Source organism: Geodermatophilus amargosae (genome assembly GCF_900116515.1).
In the GTDB taxonomy this organism is placed as follows: domain Bacteria; phylum Actinomycetota; class Actinomycetes; order Mycobacteriales; family Geodermatophilaceae; genus Geodermatophilus; species Geodermatophilus amargosae.
The window spans coordinates 131963-151615 of sequence record NZ_FPBA01000009.1 but is presented as its reverse complement, the minus strand read 5'-3'; the positions used below and the strand labels follow the sequence as shown (position 1 = coordinate 151615).

The 19653-nt window shown below is 74.8% G+C and carries 16 protein-coding genes; 13 read left to right on the top strand and 3 right to left on the bottom strand.

Features of this window, described 5'->3' with window-relative positions:
- The first annotated feature begins 22 nt into the window (after positions 1-22).
- From cds1 to ligA, 8 genes are all read left to right on the top strand, one after another.
- Positions 23-1141 (top strand): L-cysteine desulfhydrase Cds1, encoded by a 1119-nt coding sequence (cds1, locus tag BM414_RS14120; RefSeq protein WP_093580075.1) that lies wholly within the window; start codon positions 23-25, stop codon positions 1139-1141.
- 117 nt (positions 1142-1258) lie between these two features.
- Positions 1259-2038 carry an electron transfer flavoprotein subunit beta/FixA family protein gene (locus BM414_RS14115; protein ID WP_093580073.1) on the top strand — a complete coding sequence of 260 codons (780 nt, stop codon included), beginning with the start codon at positions 1259-1261 and terminating at the stop codon, positions 2036-2038.
- Positions 2039-2076: 38 nt separating this feature from the next.
- Positions 2077-3039 (top strand): electron transfer flavoprotein subunit alpha/FixB family protein, encoded by a 963-nt coding sequence (locus BM414_RS14110; protein ID WP_093580071.1) that lies wholly within the window; start codon positions 2077-2079, stop codon positions 3037-3039.
- A 123-nt stretch (positions 3040-3162) separates the two neighbouring features.
- The gene (locus BM414_RS14105) at positions 3163-4356 is read left to right on the top strand and encodes a cysteine desulfurase family protein (protein WP_093580069.1); all 1194 of its coding nucleotides are present in this window, start codon (positions 3163-3165) and stop codon (positions 4354-4356) included.
- A gap of 5 nt (positions 4357-4361) precedes the next feature.
- On the top strand, positions 4362-5429 hold the full coding sequence (gene mnmA / locus BM414_RS14100) for a tRNA 2-thiouridine(34) synthase MnmA (protein ID WP_217644721.1): 1068 nt from the start codon (positions 4362-4364) through the stop codon (positions 5427-5429).
- 167 nt (positions 5430-5596) lie between these two features.
- On the top strand, positions 5597-7483 hold the full coding sequence (locus BM414_RS14095; protein ID WP_175551591.1) for a bifunctional metallophosphatase/5'-nucleotidase: 1887 nt from the start codon (positions 5597-5599) through the stop codon (positions 7481-7483).
- A gap of 51 nt (positions 7484-7534) precedes the next feature.
- The gene (locus tag BM414_RS14090) at positions 7535-8557 is read left to right on the top strand and encodes a methionine synthase (protein ID WP_093580065.1); all 1023 of its coding nucleotides are present in this window, start codon (positions 7535-7537) and stop codon (positions 8555-8557) included.
- Between the two features lie 56 nt (positions 8558-8613).
- A complete protein-coding gene (gene ligA, locus BM414_RS14085; RefSeq protein WP_093580063.1) occupies positions 8614-10917 on the top strand; it encodes an NAD-dependent DNA ligase LigA in 2304 nt (767 codons plus the stop codon).
- Positions 10918-10972: 55 nt separating this feature from the next.
- On the opposite strand, the gene BM414_RS14080 is transcribed toward ligA, so the two are convergent.
- Together BM414_RS14080 and BM414_RS14075 are read right to left on the bottom strand one after the other, a co-directional pair.
- Positions 10973-12952 carry an HNH endonuclease signature motif containing protein gene (locus tag BM414_RS14080; protein WP_245784719.1) on the bottom strand — a complete coding sequence of 660 codons (1980 nt, stop codon included), beginning with the start codon at positions 12950-12952 and terminating at the stop codon, positions 10973-10975.
- Positions 12953-13012: 60 nt separating this feature from the next.
- Positions 13013-13678 (bottom strand): ACT domain-containing protein, encoded by a 666-nt coding sequence (locus BM414_RS14075; RefSeq protein ID WP_093580061.1) that lies wholly within the window; start codon positions 13676-13678, stop codon positions 13013-13015.
- A gap of 204 nt (positions 13679-13882) precedes the next feature.
- Between BM414_RS14075 and gatC the strand changes: the two genes are divergently transcribed.
- Genes gatC through gatB form a run of 4 tightly spaced genes read left to right on the top strand, consistent with a single transcriptional unit; the run spans position 13883 to position 17377 of the window.
- Positions 13883-14212 (top strand): Asp-tRNA(Asn)/Glu-tRNA(Gln) amidotransferase subunit GatC, encoded by a 330-nt coding sequence (gene gatC / locus BM414_RS14070; RefSeq protein WP_093580059.1) that lies wholly within the window; start codon positions 13883-13885, stop codon positions 14210-14212.
- Complete coding sequence (gene gatA, locus BM414_RS14065) at positions 14209-15702, top strand: Asp-tRNA(Asn)/Glu-tRNA(Gln) amidotransferase subunit GatA (RefSeq protein ID WP_093580057.1); 1494 nt, start codon at positions 14209-14211, stop codon at positions 15700-15702. The genes gatC and gatA overlap by 4 nt, the downstream gene beginning before the upstream one ends.
- On the top strand, positions 15699-15881 hold the full coding sequence (locus BM414_RS14060) for a hypothetical protein (RefSeq protein WP_093580055.1): 183 nt from the start codon (positions 15699-15701) through the stop codon (positions 15879-15881). The genes gatA and BM414_RS14060 overlap by 4 nt, the downstream gene beginning before the upstream one ends.
- Positions 15878-17377 (top strand): Asp-tRNA(Asn)/Glu-tRNA(Gln) amidotransferase subunit GatB, encoded by a 1500-nt coding sequence (gatB, locus tag BM414_RS14055; RefSeq protein ID WP_093580053.1) that lies wholly within the window; start codon positions 15878-15880, stop codon positions 17375-17377. The genes BM414_RS14060 and gatB overlap by 4 nt, the downstream gene beginning before the upstream one ends.
- A 43-nt stretch (positions 17378-17420) precedes the next feature.
- On the opposite strand, the gene BM414_RS14050 is transcribed toward gatB, so the two are convergent.
- Positions 17421-18593, bottom strand: a complete 1173-nt coding sequence (locus tag BM414_RS14050) for a PQQ-dependent sugar dehydrogenase (RefSeq protein ID WP_245784718.1) — start codon at positions 18591-18593, stop codon at positions 17421-17423.
- A gap of 100 nt (positions 18594-18693) precedes the next feature.
- Between BM414_RS14050 and BM414_RS14045 the strand changes: the two genes are divergently transcribed.
- A complete protein-coding gene (locus tag BM414_RS14045; protein ID WP_245784717.1) occupies positions 18694-19653 on the top strand; it encodes a 2-hydroxyacid dehydrogenase in 960 nt (319 codons plus the stop codon).

Genomic DNA, 19653 nt, shown 5'->3' with positions numbered 1-19653 from the left:
GACGGTGCACGAGGATGGCCCGGTGAGCGAGTCCCAGACCCCTGACGAGGTCACCGACGTCGACCGGTCCGATCGCGCCGGGCGGGCGTGGCTGGAGCGGGCGATCGCCGCCGTGGAGGCCGACGGCGTGCGCAGCGCCGACACCCACCTGCTCGTGTACCCGCTGCCGCCGGAGTGGGGCGTCGACCTCTACCTCAAGGACGAGTCGACGCACCCGACCGGCAGCCTCAAGCACCGGCTGGCCCGCTCGCTGTTCCTGCACGCGCTGTGCTCGGGCTGGATCACCGAGGGCAGCACCGTCGTCGAGGCCTCCAGCGGGTCGACGGCGGTCAGCGAGGCCTACTTCGCCCGGATGCTGGGCCTGCCCTTCGTGGCGGTGATGCCCGCCTCGACCAGCCCGGAGAAGGTCGCGCTCATCGAGTCCCACGGCGGGCGGTGCACCTTCGTGGAGAAGGCGCCGGAGATGTACGACGAGGCCCGCCGGCTGGCCGCCGAGACCGGCGGTCACTACCTGGACCAGTTCACCCACGCCGAGCGGGCCACCGACTGGCGCGGCAACAACACCATCGCCGAGTCGGTGTTCGAGCAGATGGCCCTCGAGCGCCACCCGGTGCCCGAGTGGGTCGTCGTCGGCGCCGGGACCGGCGGCACGAGCGCGACCTTCGGCCGCTACCTGCGCTTCCGGCGGCACCCGACCCGGCTGGCCGTCGTCGACCCGGAGAACTCGGCCTTCTTCCCGGGCTGGGTGGAGGACGAGCCGGCCTGGACCACCGGGATGCCCAGCCGGATCGAGGGGATCGGACGGCCGCGGGTGGAGCCGTCGTTCCTGCCGTCGGTGGTGGACCGGATGATCCGCGTCCCCGACGCCGCCTCGCTCGCGGCGGTGCGGCACCTGCAGCGGGCCACCGGGCGGCGGGCCGGCGGCTCGACCGGCACCAACCTCTGGGGCGCGTTCCGGCTGGTCGCCGAGATGGTCGCGGCCGGGCGCAGCGGCAGCGTCGTCACCCTGCTCTGCGACGGCGGCGAGCGGTACGCGCACACGTACCACTCCGACGAGTGGGTGGCCGGGTGCGGCCTGGACCTGGCGCCCTCCACGGCCGTCCTGGACGAGTTCGCCGCCACCGGACGATGGACGGCGTGACGGGGTTCACCGGCACCCCGGCTCGGTGCGCCGTTACCCCGCAGTAACCTCCACTATCGGAGCCAGGCGGGCCGCGGCCCGCGTCCCCCATGACCGATCGCGGAGGTAGGTCTGGCGATGAACATCGTCGTTCTGGTCAAGCAGGTCCCCGACTCCGGCACCCAGCGTTCGCTGGACCCGTCGGACAACACCGTCGCCCGCGCCACCGCGGACAACGTCATCAACGAGATCGACGAGTACGCGATCGAGGAGGCGCTGCAGGTCCGCGACCGCGAGGGCGGCGAGGTCACCATCCTCACCGTCGGCCCGGGCAGCGCCACCGACGCCATCCGCAAGGCCCTCTCCATGGGCGCGGACAAGGCGGTGCACGTGCAGGACGACGCCATCCACGGCTCCTGCGCGATCCAGACCTCGGCGGTCCTCGCCGCGGCGCTGCAGCAGATGGAGTACGACCTGGTGCTCACCGGCGCCACGTCGACCGACGGCCAGGTCGCGGTCATGCCGGCGCTGCTCTCCGAGCGGCTGGGCATCCCGCAGCTGTCGGGGGCGCAGAAGCTGACCGTGGAGGGCTCGACGGTGAAGGTCGAGCGGCAGACCGACGGCGGCTTCTGGGCCCTGGAGGCCCCGCTGCCGGCGATCGTGTCCACCTGGGACACCATCAACGAGCCGCGCTACCCCTCCTTCAAGGGGATCATGGCCGCCAAGAAGAAGCCCGTGGAGACCAAGTCGCTGGCCGACCTCGGGATCGACCCCTCCACCGTGGGCCTGGCCACCGCCACCAGCGCGGTCGTGGACTTCACCGGCCGCCCGCCGAAGGGCGAGGGCGTCAAGGTCACCGACGAGGGCAACGGCGCGCAGGAGCTCGTGGGCTACCTCGCCAGCCAGAAGCTCGTCTGACCCGGCCGCGATCGAAGCGAAGAGGAGACTGAACAGTCATGGCAGAGGTCCTGGTCCTCGTCGAGCTGAACCCGGCCGACGGCACCGTCCGCAAGGGCACCCTCGAGGCGCTCACCGCCGCCCGTGCGCTCGGTGAGGTCTCGGCGGTCGTCGCCGGCGGCCCCGGCGTCGCCGCCGGCGCCCGCGAGCAGCTGGCCGAGTACGGCGCGGCGAAGGTCTACGTCGCCGAGTCCCCGGAGATCGACGAGTACCTCGTCGCCCCGAAGGCCGAGGTGCTCGCCCAGCTCGTGCAGCAGGCGTCCCCGGCCGCCGTCGTCATCCCGTCCTCCCCGGAGGGCCGCGAGGTCGCCGGCCGGCTGGCGCTGAAGACCGGCAGTGGCTTCCTCACCGACGTCACCGAGATCGCCGCCGACGGCACCGCCACCCAGGTGGTCTTCGCCGGCGCGCAGATCGTGCACTCCAAGGTCACGGTCGGCACGCCGATCTACACGCTGCGCGGCAACTCCGTGACCCCCGAGCCGGCCCCTGCCGCCGGCGAGGAGGTCCCGGTGCAGGTCAGCCTCTCCGACCAGGCGAAGCAGACCCGCGTCGTGGACAAGGTCGTCGAGATGAAGAGCAACCGCCCGGAGCTGACCGAGGCCTCGATCGTCGTCTCTGGCGGCCGCGGTGTGGCCAGCGCCGAGAACTTCTCGATCATCGAGGGCCTGGCCGACTCCCTCGGCGCCGCCGTGGGTGCCTCGCGTGCCGCGGTCGACTCCGGTTTCTACCCGCACAGCTTCCAGGTCGGGCAGACCGGCAAGACCGTCTCGCCGCAGCTCTACATCGCCGTCGGCATCTCCGGCGCCATCCAGCACCGCGCCGGCATGCAGACCTCGAAGACCATCGTGGCCGTCAACAAGGACCCCGAGGCCCCGATCTTCGAGCTGGCCGACTTCGGCGTCGTCGGCGACCTGTTCCAGGTCGTCCCCGCCGCCACCGAGCAGATCGCGGCCCGTAAGTAACGGACCTCGCTCCAGCACGTCGCCACGGGCGCCGATCCCTCCCGGGGTCGGCGCCCGTCGGCGTGTGAGGGGGGTCCCCGGCGTCCCCCGGTCGGGTCCGTCGTGCGCGACTAACCTGGGCCGGTGACCTACCTCGACCACGCGGCCACCACGCCGGTGCTCCCCGAGGTCCTGGCCGCCATGACCGAGCAGTGGGGCCGGGTGGGCAACGCCTCGTCGCTGCACGCCGGCGGCCGCGCCGCGCGCCGGGCCGCCGAGCAGTCCCGCGAGCGGCTGGCCGAGGCGCTGGGTGCCCGCCCGTCGGAGGTGCTGTTCACCGGCGGCGGCACCGAGAGCGACAACCTCGCGGTCAAGGGCCTGTTCTGGGCGCGGCGGGAGGCCGACTCGCGCCGCCGGCGTCTGGTGGTGAGCCCGGCGGAGCACCACGCCGTCCTCGACAGCGCCGAGTGGCTGGCCAAGCACGACGGCGCCGAGGTCACCTGGCTGAGCCTGACGCCCACCGGCCGCGTGACGCCCGAGGCCCTCGCCGACGCGCTCGGGAACGGGTCCGACGTCGCGATGGCCAGCGTGATGTGGGCCAACAACGAGATCGGCACGGTGAGCGACGTCGCCGCGCTGGCCGCCACCGCGCACGCGGTCGGGGTGCCGCTGCACACCGACGCCGTGCAGGCCGTCGGCCAGGTGCCGGTCGACTTCACCGCCAGCGGCGTCGACGCGCTGACCATGACCGGGCACAAGCTCGGCGGGCCGATGGGCGCCGGGGCGCTGCTGCTGCGCCGCGACGTCGAGTGCACGCCGCTGCTGCACGGCGGCGGTCAGGAGCGCGACGTCCGCTCCGGCACCCTCGACGTGCCGGCCATCGCCGGCCTCGCCGTCGCGGCGACCACCGCCGTCACCTCCCGCGTCGACCGGGCCGCCCGGCTGGCGGCGCTGCGCGACCGGCTGGTGGCCGGGGTGCTCGAGCAGGTGCCCGACGCGCAGCTCAACGGCGCACCGCTCGACGACCTGCTCGACGGGACGGTCGCCGGCGGCCCGGGACGGCTGCCGGGCAACGCGCACCTGTCCTTCCCGGGCGCCGAGGGCGACGCGCTGCTCATGCTGCTCGACGCCCGCGGCATCGAGTGCTCCACGGGCTCGGCCTGCAGCGCCGGCGTCGCGCGGCCCAGCCACGTGCTCACCGCGGTCGGCGCCGAGGCCGACCGGGCGCGCAGCTCGCTGCGGTTCAGCCTGGGGTCGACGAGCACCGACGACGACGTCGACGCCCTGCTGGCCGTCATCGCCCCCGTGGTCGAGCGCGCCCGCCGGGCGGGGAGGTAGCGCCGGTGCGCGTCCTCGCCGCCATGAGCGGGGGAGTGGACTCGGCGGTCGCCGCCGCCCTCGCCGTCGACGCCGGGCACGACGTCACCGGTGTGCACCTCGCGCTCTCGCCCGAGCGGCAGACCCTGCGCAGCGGCGCCCGCGGCTGCTGCAGCGTCGAGGACGCCCACGACGCGCGCCGGGTCGCCGACGAGCTGGGCATCCCGTTCTACGTCTGGGACCTCGCCGAGCGGTTCACCGAGGACGTCGTCGACGACTTCGTGGCCGAGTACGCGGCCGGCCGCACCCCCAACCCCTGCCTGCGGTGCAACGAGAGGATCAAGTTCACCGCGGTGCTCGACCGGGCGCTCGCGCTCGGCTTCGACGCCGTCGTCACCGGCCACCACGCACGGCTGGTCGACGGGCAGCTGCGCCGGTCGGTGGACGCGGCCAAGGACCAGTCCTACGTCCTCGGCGTGCTCACCGCCGACCAGCTGGCCGGCGCGCGGTTCCCGCTCGGCTCGATGACCAAGGAGCGGGTGCGCGCGATCGCCGCCGAGCGCGGCTTCGCCGTCGCCACCAAGCCCGACTCGCACGACATCTGCTTCATCCCCGACGGTGACACCCGCGGGTTCCTGACCCGCCGCCTCGGCGTGCACCCGGGGCCGGTCGTCGACGCCGCCACCGGGACCACGGTCGGCACCCACGAGGGCACGCACGGCTTCACGGTCGGCCAGCGGCGCGGGCTGGGCATCGCGGTGGGCGACCAGCGGCCGCGCTACGTCCTGTCGATCGAGCCGGTGACCCGCACCGTGACCGTGGGGACCGCCGACCTGGCCGGGGTCGCCGGGGTCCGTACCGCGCCGCCCACCTGGACCGGGCCGGCGCCGCAGCTCCCGCTGCGTGCCGAGGTGCAGCTGCGGGCGCACTCGGCCGCCGTCCCGTGCAGGGTGGCCGCCGGACCGGACGGCGGACTGGTCATCGACCTCGACGAGGCGCAGCGCGGCGTCGCCCCCGGGCAGTCGGCCGTCCTCTACGCACCCGACCCGGTCCGCGGCGACCTGGTGCTCGGACAGGGGACCGTCGCCGGCTAGCGGCGTGTTCCCAGAACGTCATCCGCCGTACCTGGTGCCGGACCGGTCCGTCACCTAACGTGTCCCTCGAGCCACTCTCTGAGCATCTCTGAGGAGCTCGGCTCACGATGCCCGCTCCGGGCCGCCGTCGTCCGGCGGCCTGCTCCGCATGTCCTCCGGAGGACTCCTTGCGCCGAACGCGCTTCACCCTGGCGGCCGCCCTCGCGACCGCCACCATGGCCGGCCTGCTCGCCGCGCCCACCGTGGCCGCTGCCGCACCGGGCAACGGTGCCGGCGGGCTCCTCGTCCAGCTCGTCGCCATGAACGACTTCCACGGCCGGATCAGCCCCCAGACCGGTGGCGACGGCGAACTGGTCACCTCGCCCGGCCCGGACGGGAACTACGCCACGACGGCGGACAACGTCACCGAGAAGGTCGGTGGCGCCGCCAACATCGCCACCACCCTCGGCGACATCCGCGAGGCGTGGGGCGGCCCGGGGAAGAACACCTTCTTCGTCGGCGCCGGTGACCTCGTCAGCGCCTCGCCGTTCAACTCGAGCGTCTTCAAGGACGAGCCGACCATCGAGGTGCTCAACGCGCTCGGCCTCGACTTCTCCTCCGTCGGCAACCACGAGTTGGACCGCGGCCAGGAGGAGCTCTACCGGATCTCCGGCGCCACCGACGACCAGTTCTCCGACGACGTCACCGCCTGCGAGGGCATCGTGGTCGGGGTGGACGGCTGCTTCGGCGAGGGCGAGCACTCCTTCGAGGGCGCCCAGTTCCCGTACCTCGCGGCCAACGTGACCGACACGGCCACCGGCCGGCCGATCCTCCCGCCCTACGAGGTCGTGCAGACCACCGGCAACCGGAAGGTCGGCCTGATCGGCGTCGTCACCGACGACACCCCGAACATCGTCGCCGCTTCGGGCATCGAGGGCCTGACCTTCGGCGACGAGGCCACCGCGATCAACCGCTACGCGGGCGAACTGCAGGCCCAGGGCGTCCAGGCGATCGTCGTCATGGTCCACGAGGGCGGCACGCAGGGTCCGGGCGGCGGTTACGACCGCTGCGTCGGCGCCATGGCCGGCACTCCGATCGGCGCCATCAACTCCGCGGTCGCGCCGTCGGTCGACGTCATCATCAGCGCGCACACCCACGTCCCCTACGACTGCGTGCTACCCGACCCGGCCGGCAACCCCCGCCTGGTCACCCAGGCCGGCTTCTACGGCAAGGCGCTGACCGACATCCAGTTCCGCATCGGCAGCGACGGCGACGTGATCCGGTCCACCGCGACCGCCACCAACGTCCCCGTCCGGCAGACGTCGCCGGACCCGGCGATCCAGTCCATCGTCGGCTACTGGGAGGCCCGTGCGGCCGAGGCCGGCAACATCCCGGTCGGCACCCAGACGGCCGACCTCGACCGCGCCTACCGTGCCGGGGCCCCCGTCCGCGACTCGGAGTCCTCGCTGGGCAACCTGGTCGCCGATGCCCAGCTGGCGGCCTTCCCGGGCGCCGACGTGGCGTTCATGAACCCGGGCGGATTGCGTGCGGACATCAACTGCGCGTCCTCCAGCCCCGAGGACCCGAGCGGGACGATCACCTACGCCGAGACGTTCGCGGTCCAGCCCTTCAGCAACACGGTCAACACCGTGCAGCTGACCGGCGCCGGGATCGAGCAGGTGCTCGAGCAGCAGTGGGCGACCCGCGGCGGTGCCGCGAGCTTCCTGCAGCTGTCGGTGGCCGGACTGACCTACTCGTTCGACCCGCGCCTGCCGGCCGGCAGCCGGATCGACCCGGCGTCCATCAGCATCGGTGGTCGGCCCCTGGACCTCGCCGCGACCTACACGGTCGTGGCGAACTCCTTCCTGATCGCCGGCGGTGACTCCTTCACGGCGTTCGTCGGCGGCCGCCCGGTCGGGGCCACGGTGGCGATCGGACCGAACGACGTCGACGCGTTCAACGCCTACCTGGCCACGCAGACCGGGCCGGTCGCCCCGCCGGCGCTGGACCGCGCCGTGTCGCTCGACCCGGCTGCCCAGTTCGACGACGACCTGTCCGGTCGGACCGCCTGCTGATCGCCTGACCGGCAGGGGAGCCACGGCGGCGGCGGTACTACCGTCGCCGCCGTGGCCTCTCCGATCGACCAGCCCAGTACCGACCCGAGGCCGGCTCCCGCAGCGTGGGGGCCGGCCTCGGGCGTCGGGTCGGTGCCCGGCACCGACCCGGCCGAGGCGCTGCGCGTCGTGCTGGGCGAGCTGCCCGGCCTCCCGCACCTGCCCGAGCTGCCCGCCCGCGGGGCCGGCGCCGACCTGATCGGGCGCAGCGCCGCACTCCTCGTCGACCTCGCCGTCGACCTCACCCCGGCCGGCTGGCGCCTCGTGCCGCGTGCCGGCCACGACCTGCGCCGCGCACAGGAGTTCCTCGCCCGGGACCTCGACGCCCTGCACGACGTCGCCGAGCGCCACTCCGGCCCGTTCAAGGTCCAGGCCACCGGGCCGTGGACGCTGGCGGCCGGCCTGGAGCGGGAGCGGGGGGAGCGGGCCGTCGTCGACCCCGGCGCCCGCCGCGACCTCGGGCAGTCGCTGGCCGAGGGCATCGCCGAGCACGTCGCCGCCGTCGCGGCCCGCGTGCCCGGGGCACAGGTCGTCGTCCAGCTCGACGAGCCGTCCCTGCCCGCGGTCCTGCAGGGTGGCCTGCCGACGGCGAGCGGGTTCGGCCGGCTGCCCGCCGTCGCCGCCCCCGACGTCGAGGCGGAGCTGAGCGCGGTCATCGCCGCCGTGCCGGCGCCCGTGGTCGTGCACTGCTGCGCCCACCGGGCACCGCTGGACCTGCTGCGCGCCGCCGGCGCCGACGGGCTGTCGTTCGACCTGGGACTGGTCCAGGACCTCGACGCCCTCGGGACGGCGGTCGACGCCGGCGTCCACCTGCTCCCCGGCGTCGTCCCCGGCACCGGCACGGTGCTGCCGGCGCCGAAGGCCACCGCCTCGCGACTGCAGGCGTGGTGGCGCGAGCTCGGGTTCGCCGCCGACGAACTGCACGAGGCCGTGACGCTCACCCCGGCCTGCGGGCTGGCCGGCGCGAGCCCGGTCTACGCGCGGGCCGCCATGACCCACGTCAGCGAGGCTGCGAGGTACCTCCTGCCGGAGTGACACCCCATCGGGGAACGCCGGGTTCGGCGTCGTACGCGCCGGATACCGTCGTCGCCGTGAGCACGGACGCGGAAGTCGATGCCCCGCAGGTCGCCGCGGTCGTCGACCGGCAGGACCTCACCGAGGTCCCCGACGAGGCGCGCACCCGTCACCGCGACCTGTCCGAGGAGCTGGACCGCTACGCCTTCGCGTACTACGTGCGCGACGAGCCGCTGGTCAGCGACGGGCAGTACGACGCGCTCATGGCCGAGCTCAAGGTCCTCGAGGCGCAGCACCCGGCGCTGCTGACCCCGGACTCGCCGAGCCAGAAGGTCAACGGCGGCTTCACCGCCACGTTCGCGCCCGTGCGGCACCTCGAGCGCATGCAGAGCCTGGACAACGTCTTCGACGGCGACGAGCTGTCGGCGTGGGCCGGGCGGGTCACCCGCGACGCCGGCGCGGTCGGCGCCTGGCTGTGCGAGCTGAAGGTCGACGGCGTGGCGGTGGCGCTGGTCTACGAGCACGGCCGGCTGGTGCGCGCGGCCACCCGGGGCGACGGCACGACGGGGGAGGACGTCACCGCCAACGTCCGCACCATGGACGACGTCCCGCAGCAGCTCACCGGCGATGACGTGCCCGAGCTGCTCGAGGTCCGCGGCGAGATCTACTTCCCGATCTCCGGCTTCGCCGACGTCAACGCCGGGATGGTGGAGCAGGGCAAGGCGCCGTTCGCCAACCCGCGCAACGCCGCGGCCGGGTCGCTGCGACAGAAGGACCCGCGGATCACCGCCTCGCGGCCGCTGCGGCTGGTCGTCCACGGCCTCGGGGCCCGCCGTGGCTTCGACACCGAGCGGCAGTCGGGGTCCTACGAGCGGCTGCGCGCCCTGGGGCTGCCGGTGAGCAGCCGGTACGAGGTGGTCGACGACCTCGAGGCGGTGTGGGCCTTCATCGAGCGGTACCGCGAGCAGCGGCACTCGGTGGAGCACGAGATCGACGGCGTCGTCGTGAAGGTCGACCAGGTGGCGCTGCAGCGGCGGCTGGGTTCGACCTCGCGGGCGCCGCGCTGGGCGATCGCGTTCAAGTACCCGCCGGAGGAGGCCACGACCAAGCTCCTCGACATCCGGGTCAACGTCGGGCGCACCGGCCGGGTGACGCCGTTCGGCTACATGGAGCCGGTCAAGGTCGCGGGCTCCACCGTGCAGCTGGCCACCCTGCACAACGCCAGCGAGGTCAGGCGCAAGGGGGTGCTCATCGGCGACACGGTCGTCATCCGCAAAGCGGGCGACGTCATCCCCGAGATCCTCGGGCCGGTGGTGGCCGCGCGGACCGGCGACGAGCACGAGTTCCTGATGCCGACGCACTGCCCGGAGTGCGGCACCGAGCTGCGGCACGAGAAGGAGGGCGACGCCGACATCCGCTGCCCCAACGCGCGGTCGTGTCCCGCGCAGCTGCGGGAGCGCGTCTTCCACGTCGCCGGCCGCGGCGCCTTCGACATCGAGGTGCTCGGCTATGAGGCGGCGGTCGCGCTGCTCGCCGAACACCTGCTCGAGGACGAGGGCGACGTCTTCGACCTCACCGAGGACGCGCTGTGCCGCACGAGCTTCTTCACCAAGAAGGACGGCACCCTCTCGGCCAACGGGCAGCGGCTGCTGGCCAACCTCCAGGCGCGCAAGGACGTGCCGCTGTGGCGCGTCCTGGTGGCGCTGTCGATCCGGCACGTCGGCCCGACCGCCGCGCAGGCACTGGCCCGCGACTTCCGCTCGCTGGACCGGATCGCCGCGGCATCGGAGGAAGAGCTCGCCGCCGCCGACGGTGTGGGCCCGACCATCGCCCGCTCGGTGCGCGACTGGTTCGCCGTCGACTGGCACCGCGAGGTCGTGGAGAAGTGGCGGCGGGCCGGCGTCTCGCTGGCCGACGCCGGCGAGGACGCCCCGCCCGGGCTGCTCACCGGCGTCACCGTCGTCGTCACCGGGTCGCTGCGCGACCACAGCCGCGACCAGGCGATCGCCGCGATCCAGGAGCGCGGCGGCAAGGTGACCGGCTCGGTGTCGAAGAAGACCGGCTTCGTGGTGGTCGGCGCCGATCCCGGCAGCAAGTACGACAAGGCCGTGCAGGTGAAGGCGCCGATCCTCGACGACGACGGCCTGCGCGTGCTGCTCGAGGAGGGTCCCGACGCCGCCCGCGCCGTCGCGACGATCGGGGACGGGAGCGAGCTCGACGAGGCGGAGGCCGTGCCGTCCGAGACGGCAGGTGCAGGACCGGCCACGCCGAAGGCGAGGACGAGGAGCAGACGGGCGAAGGCAGCCGACGCGGAGTCCGAGCCGGTGGAGTCCGAGCCGGTGGAGTCCGAGCCGGTGGAGGCGCAGCCGTCCGGAGGCTGAGTCCGGACGTCCCGGGGCTGCGTGCGCCGGAGAACGTGCATGGCCGGCCCGGGCGTCAGTAGGGCGGCGGCTCGGTGACGGCGGTGAGACCGGACGGGGTGGTGACGGTGAGGGTCGCGTCGGGTCCGAGCCGGTGGGTCCAGCCGGGGGCCTGGTGCTTGCCGCGGTGGTCGGTGGTGCACAGGCCGGCGAGGTTGGCTGCGGAGGTGGGGCCGTCGGGCCAGCGGTGGACGTGGTCGAGGTCGCCGTGTGCCGGTACGCGCCGGCGGCAGCCGGGGAAGCGGCAGCGGCGGTCGCGGGCGCGGGTGAAGCGGTCGAGGGCGGCCTCAGGGCGGTAGCCGGGGCTGTCGGCGGGTGGGCCGAGTCCGGGGCGGCCGGTGAGGTCGTGGTCGCAGTGCTCGGGTCGGCGGCGGCAGGCAGGTCGGCCGCAGGTGCCGGTGCGGCGGAGTGCAGGCAGGTCGGTGAGGGCGATCAGAGCGCCGGTGACGGCGTCGGTGAGGGCGATGCGCGGCCGGTCGGCGAGCCCGCCGCCGGCGGTGCGACCGAGCAGATCGGCCAGCGAGGCGCGGTCGCGGTCGGCGGCGACGGTCAGGGCGGTGAGTGCGTCACCGGCCGCCGACACCCGGCCCGCGGGGCTGGTGGCCCACACGGCCTCGTCCGCGGCATCCGCGCGCTCGGCGGTGCCGACCATCCGGCGGGCGGAGCTCAGGGCGCGGTCGAGGACCAGCAGGGCCTCGCTCGCGTCCTCGACCGCCCGGTCGGCCGCTGCCCACCACTCACCGCCCGGGCGCGAGGCGACGTCGTCGGGCTGAGGGGCGCTGCCTCCCGTAAGAGGTGGAGGTGCAGTACCCGAGCCTTCGACCATGGCGCCGGGATGGTCGTCCGGGTCCGGCGGCATGACGGGGTCCTCGCCGAAGGCCTGGCGGACGAGGTCGTCGAGCCAGCGGTCGAAGTCCTCGGCGCTCAGCTCCGCTGCGGCCCGGTCGACCGGTCCACCTTCGGTGTCGACGGGCTCACCGCCCGCGGACCATTGGGGCGGGAGACCGCCGGAGCCCTTCTGGATGTCGGGCTCAGTACTCGGGTCGGGGTCGGTCGGTGGCAGGCCGGTGAAGGCGCGGGCGAGCTGGCGGGCCATCTCGGCGGGCACGACCTGCCCGTCGACCTCCCCGGGTCCATCGCCGCCGAGCATCGTGGGTACCGAGGCGACGAGGGTCAGCAGCGCCTGCACCGGCGGCAGGTCGGCCTCGCCGGGCCGCAGCACCAGGTCCAGCAGGGCGTCGACCGTCTGCTGCCCGCGGCTGCGGGGATCGGCCGGATCGGTTTCCAGCGCGTCGACGTAGGCCGACAGCGCGCGCACGAACGCCTGCGCCTCCGGGGTGCTGCAGATGACGGTGACCGCCGACATCCCTGCGGTCCGCTCGGGGCGCACCGACACCCCACGCTGCCGGAGTGCCCGGGCCAGGTCCCGTGCCGCATCACGGGCGTCGTGCCGGGCGACCACCCGGCGCACCCGGTCGCCCAGCTGCGCCGGGGTGGTCACCCGGTGCCGCACGGCCAGCCAGTCCAGCAGTTCGCGCTGCACGCGGGTGCGCACGGCGTCGTCGGCGATGGGGGCGACGTGCTCGAGCAGGCACCACAGGTGACCGGGGTGGATCACCCCGGTCTCCAGCGCGTCGAGCGCCAGCGGCAGCCGCCGGGTCAGCGTGAGCGAGCGCTCGAGCTCGTCCTCGGCGCGCTGAGCAGACACGTTCAGCGCGATCGACAGCTCCTGTGTGGTCCACTCGCTGACCGGTCGCAGCACCTCCGGGCGGGCGGCCCACCGCTCGGCCGCCATCGCCCCGTGCTCACCCTGCGCCCGATCCGCCGACGCCGGCCGGGTCGCGGCGAAGACGGCGATCGCCCGGTACCGCCGCGCGGTCTGCCGGGCGAGCTCGCGGTCGGCGGCCTGCACCTCGCCGAGTGGACCCGACGCCCAGCCGACACCTGGAGGCGTGGTGGCCGGTGCGTCGAGCACCGCGGTCGAGGATCCCGTCACGGGTTCGATCATATGTTCGACGGCAGTCGGCGGCAGACCTGTGGACGGAGAACCTGCAGCTCAGGCGGGTGGCAGGTGGGCGACGCTGGCGGCGATGCCGGTGAGGTGGGTCAGTCGCAGCAGCTCCGAGCGGCGGTAGACCGGCCCGCCCGAGCGGCCCATGACGACGGCGGTCCGCGGGTCACCGAAGGGCGCCGCCATCATCTCCACGGCCATCTCCCGCCAGCGCTCGGGCAGCCAGTCGTCCTCGCTCGGCAGCAGCAGCGGGGAGGACAGCGGCAGCCACGGCAGCGCCATGCCGTCGAAGGCGGGGGCGGCGTCGGACGCGGCCAGGGCCTGGCACCCGGCGTCGGAGTCCTGCAGCACCGCGGCCCAGCCGCTGTGGAAGACGCGCGGCAGTTCGACGGCCAGCAGCTTGACCGCGGTGCCCTCGGCGGCGCGGGCCAGCTCCTCGAGCAGGTCGAGCTCGCGGTGGGTGTCCAGCGGGCCGGCGAAGGGCCGCAGCGTCTCCACCTGCACGCCCGGCACCGCCTGCGCGGCGGTGATCAGGCTGTCGGGCAGCCGGTCGGGCGGCAGGTCCACCACGATGTCGTCGACGGCGACGCCGCCGCCGCGCTCGAGCACGTCGACCGAGACGATGTCGACGCCCACGGTGCCCAGCGCGGTGGCCACCGCGCCGAGCTGACCGGGGCGGTCGGGTACGACCAGCCGCAGGAGATAGGACACGGTTGCCTCCGCAGGGCGACGAGGTGCGAGCCGATCTCCGTCGATCGTGGTCCCGAGCAGCTTCCCGCACGGGCGGCCCGGGGTCGAGCACCGGCCGCCGGGCCGGACGGCGCCGCACCCGGCCCACGTACAGTGGCCGGGTTGCGTCCCTGGCGCCGGCCGGCGCCGACGACAGGAGTCCCGCCCCAGCATGAACCTCCCCGCATGAGCACCGAGCCGACCCCCGACCGGGGGGCACCCGCCCTCGGCCGCCAGGACATCGCGCACCTCGCGCGACTGGCCCGGCTGGCCGTCACCGACGAGGAGCTCGACCGCTTCGCAGGCCAGCTGGGCGCGGTGCTCGACGCGGTGGCCCAGGTGCAGCGCGCCGACGCCGGCGACGTCGTCCCGACGACGCACGCCGTCCCGCTGACCAACGTGCTGCGCACCGACGTCGTCACCCCGAGCCTGCCCCGCGACGTCGTCCTGGCCGGTGCCCCCGCCGCCGACGAGGACCGCTTCCGCGTCCCGCGCATCCTGGGGGAGGAGGAGTGAGCGACCTCACCGCCCTCCCGGTCACCGAGCTGCAGGCCGCGCTGGCCTCCGGCGAGACCTCCGCCGTCGAGGTCACCCGCGCCCACCTCGACCGGATCGCCACCGAGGACGGCGACCTCGGCGCCTACCTCCACGTCACCGCCGACGCCGCGCTGCAGCGGGCCGGCGAGATCGACGCCGCGGGCACCGCGGGCACCGGCCTCGCGGGCATCCCGGTGGCGCTCAAGGACGTCTTCGTCACCGAGGGCGTGCCCACCACCAGCGGCTCGCGGATCCTCGAGGGCTGGCGCCCGCCGTACTCGGCCACCGTCGCGAGCCGGCTGCACGACGCCGGCACCGTGCTGCTCGGCAAGACCAACATGGACGAGTTCGCGATGGGCTCGTCCACCGAGAACTCCGCCTACCGGGTCACCCGCAACCCCTGGGACCGCGACCGCATCCCCGGCGGGTCCTCGGGCGGCTCGAGCGCCGCTGTCGCCGGCCGGCTCGCGCCCTTCGCGCTGGGCACCGACACCGGCGGGTCGATCCGCCAGCCCGCCGCCGTCACCGGCCTGGTCGGGCACAAGCCCACGTACGGCTCGGTGTCGCGCTACGGCCTGATCGCCTTCTCCTCGAGCCTGGACCAGGCCGGCCCGATGGCCCGCACGGTCATGGACGCCGCCCTGCTGCACGAGGCGATCGGCGGCCACGACCCGCGCGACTCGACCTCCATCGACACCCGGGTGCTCGCCGTCGTCGAGGCCGCCCGACGCGGTGCCGGCGGCGACCTGTCCGGCCTGCGGGTCGGCGTCGTCCGGGAGCTCGGCGGCGAGGGAGCCGGCGAGGGCTACGACACCGGCGTGCTCGAGCGGTTCGCCGAGGCGGTGGCGCTGCTCGAGGCGGCCGGCGCCGACGTCCGCGAGGTCTCCTGCCCGGCGTTCGACCTGGCCCTGCCGGCGTACTACCTGATCGCCCCCAGCGAGGCGTCGTCCAACCTGGCCCGCTTCGAGGGCATGCGGTTCGGCATCCGGGTCGGCGACGACGGCAGCCGTGACATCGACGAGGTCATGGCGCTCACCCGCGAGCAGGGCTTCGGCCCCGAGGTGAAGCGGCGGATCATCCTCGGCACGTACGCGCTGTCGGCGGGGTACTACGACGCCTACTACGGCCAGGCGCAGAAGGTCCGCACGCTCATCTCTCGTGACTTCTCCGCCGCCTTCGACGGCGTCGACGTGCTGGTCAGCCCGACCAGTCCCACGGTGGCCTGGCCGATCGGCGCCCGCGTCGACGACCCGCTGGCCATGTACGCCGCTGACCTGTGCACGCTGCCGGCCAGCCTCGCCGGTGTGCCGGCGATCTCGGTGCCGTGCGGGCTGTCCGAGGGGCTGCCGGTCGGCCTGCAGGTGATGGCCCCGGCGCTGGCCGACGACCGCTGCTACCGGGTCGCCGCCGCGGTCGAGGCCGCCCTCGGTGCCCCGCTGACCGACCGGCTGCTGGAGCGTGCCGCGTGAACGGCGCGCTCAAGGCCGCCTGGGGCCTGGTCGCCTTCGTCGTCGCGGCCGGCCTGGTGCTCTGGCTGGTCACCGGCGAGGTGGTCTTCGCCGTCTTCATCGTCCTGGGCGTGTTGACCGGCCTCGGCGCCTGGTTGACCGGCCGCAGCACCACCCCCAAGAGAGGGCCCACCCCGTGAGCGAGACCCTCGTCGAGTTCGACGACGTCCTCACCCGCTACGAGCCGCTCATCGGCCTGGAGACCCACGTCGAGCTGGGCACCGAGTCGAAGATGTTCTGCGGCTGCTCGACGACGTTCGGCGCCGAGCCCAACACCCAGACCTGCCCGGTCTGCCTGGGCCTGCCCGGATCGCTGCCGGTGGCCAACGCCGCGGCCATCGAGTCGACCATCCGGATCGGCCTGGCCCTGGGCTGCCGGATCGCGAGCTGGTCGCGCTTCGCCCGGAAGAACTACTTCTACCCGGACATCCCGAAGGGCTTCCAGACCAGCCAGTACGACGAGCCGCTGTGCGTCGACGGGCACCTCGACGTCGAGGTCGACGGCCGGACCCACCGCGTGGAGATCGAGCGGGTGCACCTCGAGGAGGACACCGGCAAGAACCTGCACGTGGGCGGGGCCACCGGCCGCATCCACGGCGCCGACCACTCGCTGGTCGACTTCAACCGCGCCGGCATCCCGCTGGTCGAGATCGTCACCCGCCCGGTGCCCGGCACCGGCGCGAAGGCCCCCGAGGTCGCCCGTGCCTACGTCACCGAGCTGCGCGAGATCATCCAGACGCTCGGCGCCTCCGACGTGCGGATGGAGCAGGGCAGTCTCCGCTGTGACGTCAACACCTCGCTCGCGCCGGTCGGCAGCCTCGAGTGGGGCACCCGCACCGAGACCAAGAACGTCAACTCGCTGCGGTCGGTCGAGCGCGCGGTGCGCTACGAGATGCGCCGGCAGGCCGCCGTCCTCGACGCCGGCGGCCGGGTCGTGCAGGAGACGCGGCACTTCCACGAGGACACCGGCAGCACGTCGCCGGGCCGCAGCAAGGAGGAGGCGACCGACTACCGGTACTTCCCCGAGCCCGACCTCGTGCCGCTCGCCCCGGACGCGGAGTGGGTGGAGAAGCTCGCCGCCGGGCTGCCCGAGCTGCCCGCCGCCCGGCGCGCCCGCCTGCAGGAGGAGTGGGGCCTGTCGGGCACCGAGATGACCTGGCTGGTCAACGCCGGCGCGCTCGGGCTGGTCGAGCAGACCGTGGCCGCCGGTGCCTCGCCGGCCGAGGCCCGCAAGTGGTGGCTCGGCGAGCTGGCCCGTCGCGCCAACGACGCCGGTGTCGACCTGCCCGAGCTCGCGGTCACCCCGGCCCAGGTGGCCGAGCTGGCCGCGCTGGTCGGGGAGGGCACCATCAACGACAAGCTGGCCCGGCAGGCGCTCGACGGCGTGCTGGCCGGCGAGGGTGACCCGCGCGCCGTCGTCGCGGCCCGCGGGCTGGCGGTGATGGGGGAGTCCGACGAGCTCGTCGCCGCCGTCGACGCCGCGATCGCCGGCGCGCCCGACGTCGTCGAGAAGGTGCGCGGCGGCAAGGTGCAGGCGCTCGGCGCACTCGTCGGGGCGGTCATGAAGACCACCCGCGGCAAGGCCGACGCGGCGACCGTCCGCCGGATGCTCGAGGAGCGCGTCCTCAGCAGCTGAGCACCGGGCGGGCACCCCGGCCGGGGTGCCCGCCCCGTGCGCGTCAGAGCGGGGAGGAGCCGGTCGACGACGGCGGCAGGATCCGCAGCACCTTGTCGTCGTCCTCGGCGGGCGTGCCGATGCCGTCCCTGTTCGACGTGGTGACCCACAGCCCGCCCTCGCTGTCGAGGACCACCGTGCGCAGCCGGCCGTAGCGCCCGGCGAGCAGCTCGGCCGGGTCCTCGGTCACCCCCCCGTTGCCGTCGACCTGGACGACGGCCACCCGCTGACCGTCCAGCGCGCCGAGGAACACCGTGGTGCCGGCTGCGGCACAGCCGCCCAGCCCGCCCTGGGCGTTGTCGATCTCCAGCACCGGAGCGATCGTCCCGGCGCCCGCGGCGGGCCAGCCGTGGTCACTGCCCTGGACCAGTTCGTCGAGCTCGTCGGGCCCGGCGCTGGACTCGTCGACGGCGTAGAGGGTGCCTGCCTCGTCGCCGGACGGGCAGATGGCGGTGACGTCGGAGAAGCCGCTGCTGTACACCGGGCCGGCACCGCTGACGGGCTGGCCGAAGACGTCGACGTGCAGCACCTTGCCGCCGAGCGAGGCCGGGTCCTGCGCCAGCGCCGGGTTGCCGGTGTCGCCGGTGCCGACGTACAGGGTGCCGTCGGGGGCGAACTGGAGCCCGCCGCCGTTGTGCACCTCGCCGCGGGGGATGCCGGTGATCACCGGGTTGGGCGTGCCGGCGAGCGGGAAGCGGACGACGCGGTTGTCGGTGGCCGTGGAGACGTAGGCGTAGAACAGGCCGTCCTCGTCGAACGTCGGCGACAGCGCGAGGCCCAGCAGGCCGCCGTCGCCGGCGGTGTCGATGCCCGGGACGACCATGAGCTCCTGCGCCGGCGAGCGGTCGGGGAAGACCTGCAGCAGCCGGCCGGTCTCGCGCTCGCCCACGACCGCGCTGCCGTCGGGGAGCACGACCAGGCCGGTGGGCACCGTCAGGCCGGTGGCGACGACGTTGGGGTCCCCGCCGGCCGTGCCGGAACCGGGGTCGGCGGGGTCGCCCGGCGACGGCGCGGGCGTGGACTCGGTGGGCGGGCCGACCTGGGGCGGCGGGCCCTCGGGGAGCGGCCGGAACGGCCCCGCCGGTTCGTAGCCGTCCTCGCCGCAGGCGGCCAGCAGCAGCGCCAGGGCCGCCACGCACCCCGCGGCGGCACCCCGCCGTCCCCGCTGCCGCCTCACCCGATCCACAGTACGGGCGGACCCGGCACACCTGTCCGTGCGCCACCGCCCAGGGCATCGCCCCGGGAGCCCTCCGGGGGGCCTCCTAGTCTCGGGTGCCGTGGCTCCCGAGATCCGTGGCACCGACATCGCCGGCCCCGACGAGACGCTGATCGCCCTCGTGCCCTCCCCGGAGATGGCCGAGGCGGCGGAGGCGCTCGACCCGCGGGTGCGCGCGTTCCGCGCTGACCCCGACGACGGGCCGCCGTCGGGCGAGGCCGCCCGGGCGCAGGTGTGGGTGCCCCGCTTCGGCGCGGGGAGCCCGCCGCCGGACTTCCTCGCCACGCTGCCGCGGCTGCGCCTGGTGCAGCTGCTCAGCGCCGGCGCCGAGCGGTTCTCCGGCCGGCTGCCCGACGGCGTCGTGCTCTGCAACGCCCGCGGCGCGCACACCCCCTCGACGGCGGAGTGGGTGGTCGCCGCGACCCTCGCCGCGCAGCGCGGGCTGCCGGACTTCGTGCGCGAGCAGGACGCCGGCCGCTGGACGACGCGCACCCACCGCTCGCTGATCGGGGCGCGGGTGCTGGTGGTCGGCGCCGGCGACATCGGCCGCCGGATCGGCGCGATGCTCTCGGGCTTCGACGTCGAGCTCACCTTCGTGGGGCGGACCGCCCGCGACGGCGTGCACGGCACCGACGAGCTGCCGGCACTGCTGCCGCACGCCGACGTCGTGGTCCTGATCGTGCCGGTCACCGACGAGACCACCGGCCTGGTCGACACCGCCTTCCTCGCCGCGATGCCCGACGGCGCGCTGCTCGTGAACGCCGCCCGCGGGGTCGTCGTCGACACCGGCGCGCTGCTCGCCGAGCTCACCGCCGGCCGGCTGCGCGCCGCGCTCGACGTGACCGACCCCGAGCCCCTGCCGGAGGGGCACCCGCTGTGGTCGGCGCCCGGGCTGCTGCTCACCCCGCACGTCGCCGGCACGGTGCCCGAGACCGGCGCCCGCGCGCAGGCCACCGTCCTCGCCCAGCTGCGGCGGGTGCTGGCGGGCGAGCCGCTGGCCGACGTCGTCGGCGACTACTGA

Coding starts and splice junctions, on each gene's coding strand:
- BM414_RS14110 (WP_093580071.1), top strand. CDS start 2,077: ATGGCAGAGGTCCTGGTCCTCGTCGAGCTGAACCCGGCCGACGGCACC.
- BM414_RS14115 (WP_093580073.1), top strand. CDS start 1,259: ATGAACATCGTCGTTCTGGTCAAGCAGGTCCCCGACTCCGGCACCCAG.
- gatC (WP_093580059.1), top strand. CDS start 13,883: ATGAGCACCGAGCCGACCCCCGACCGGGGGGCACCCGCCCTCGGCCGC.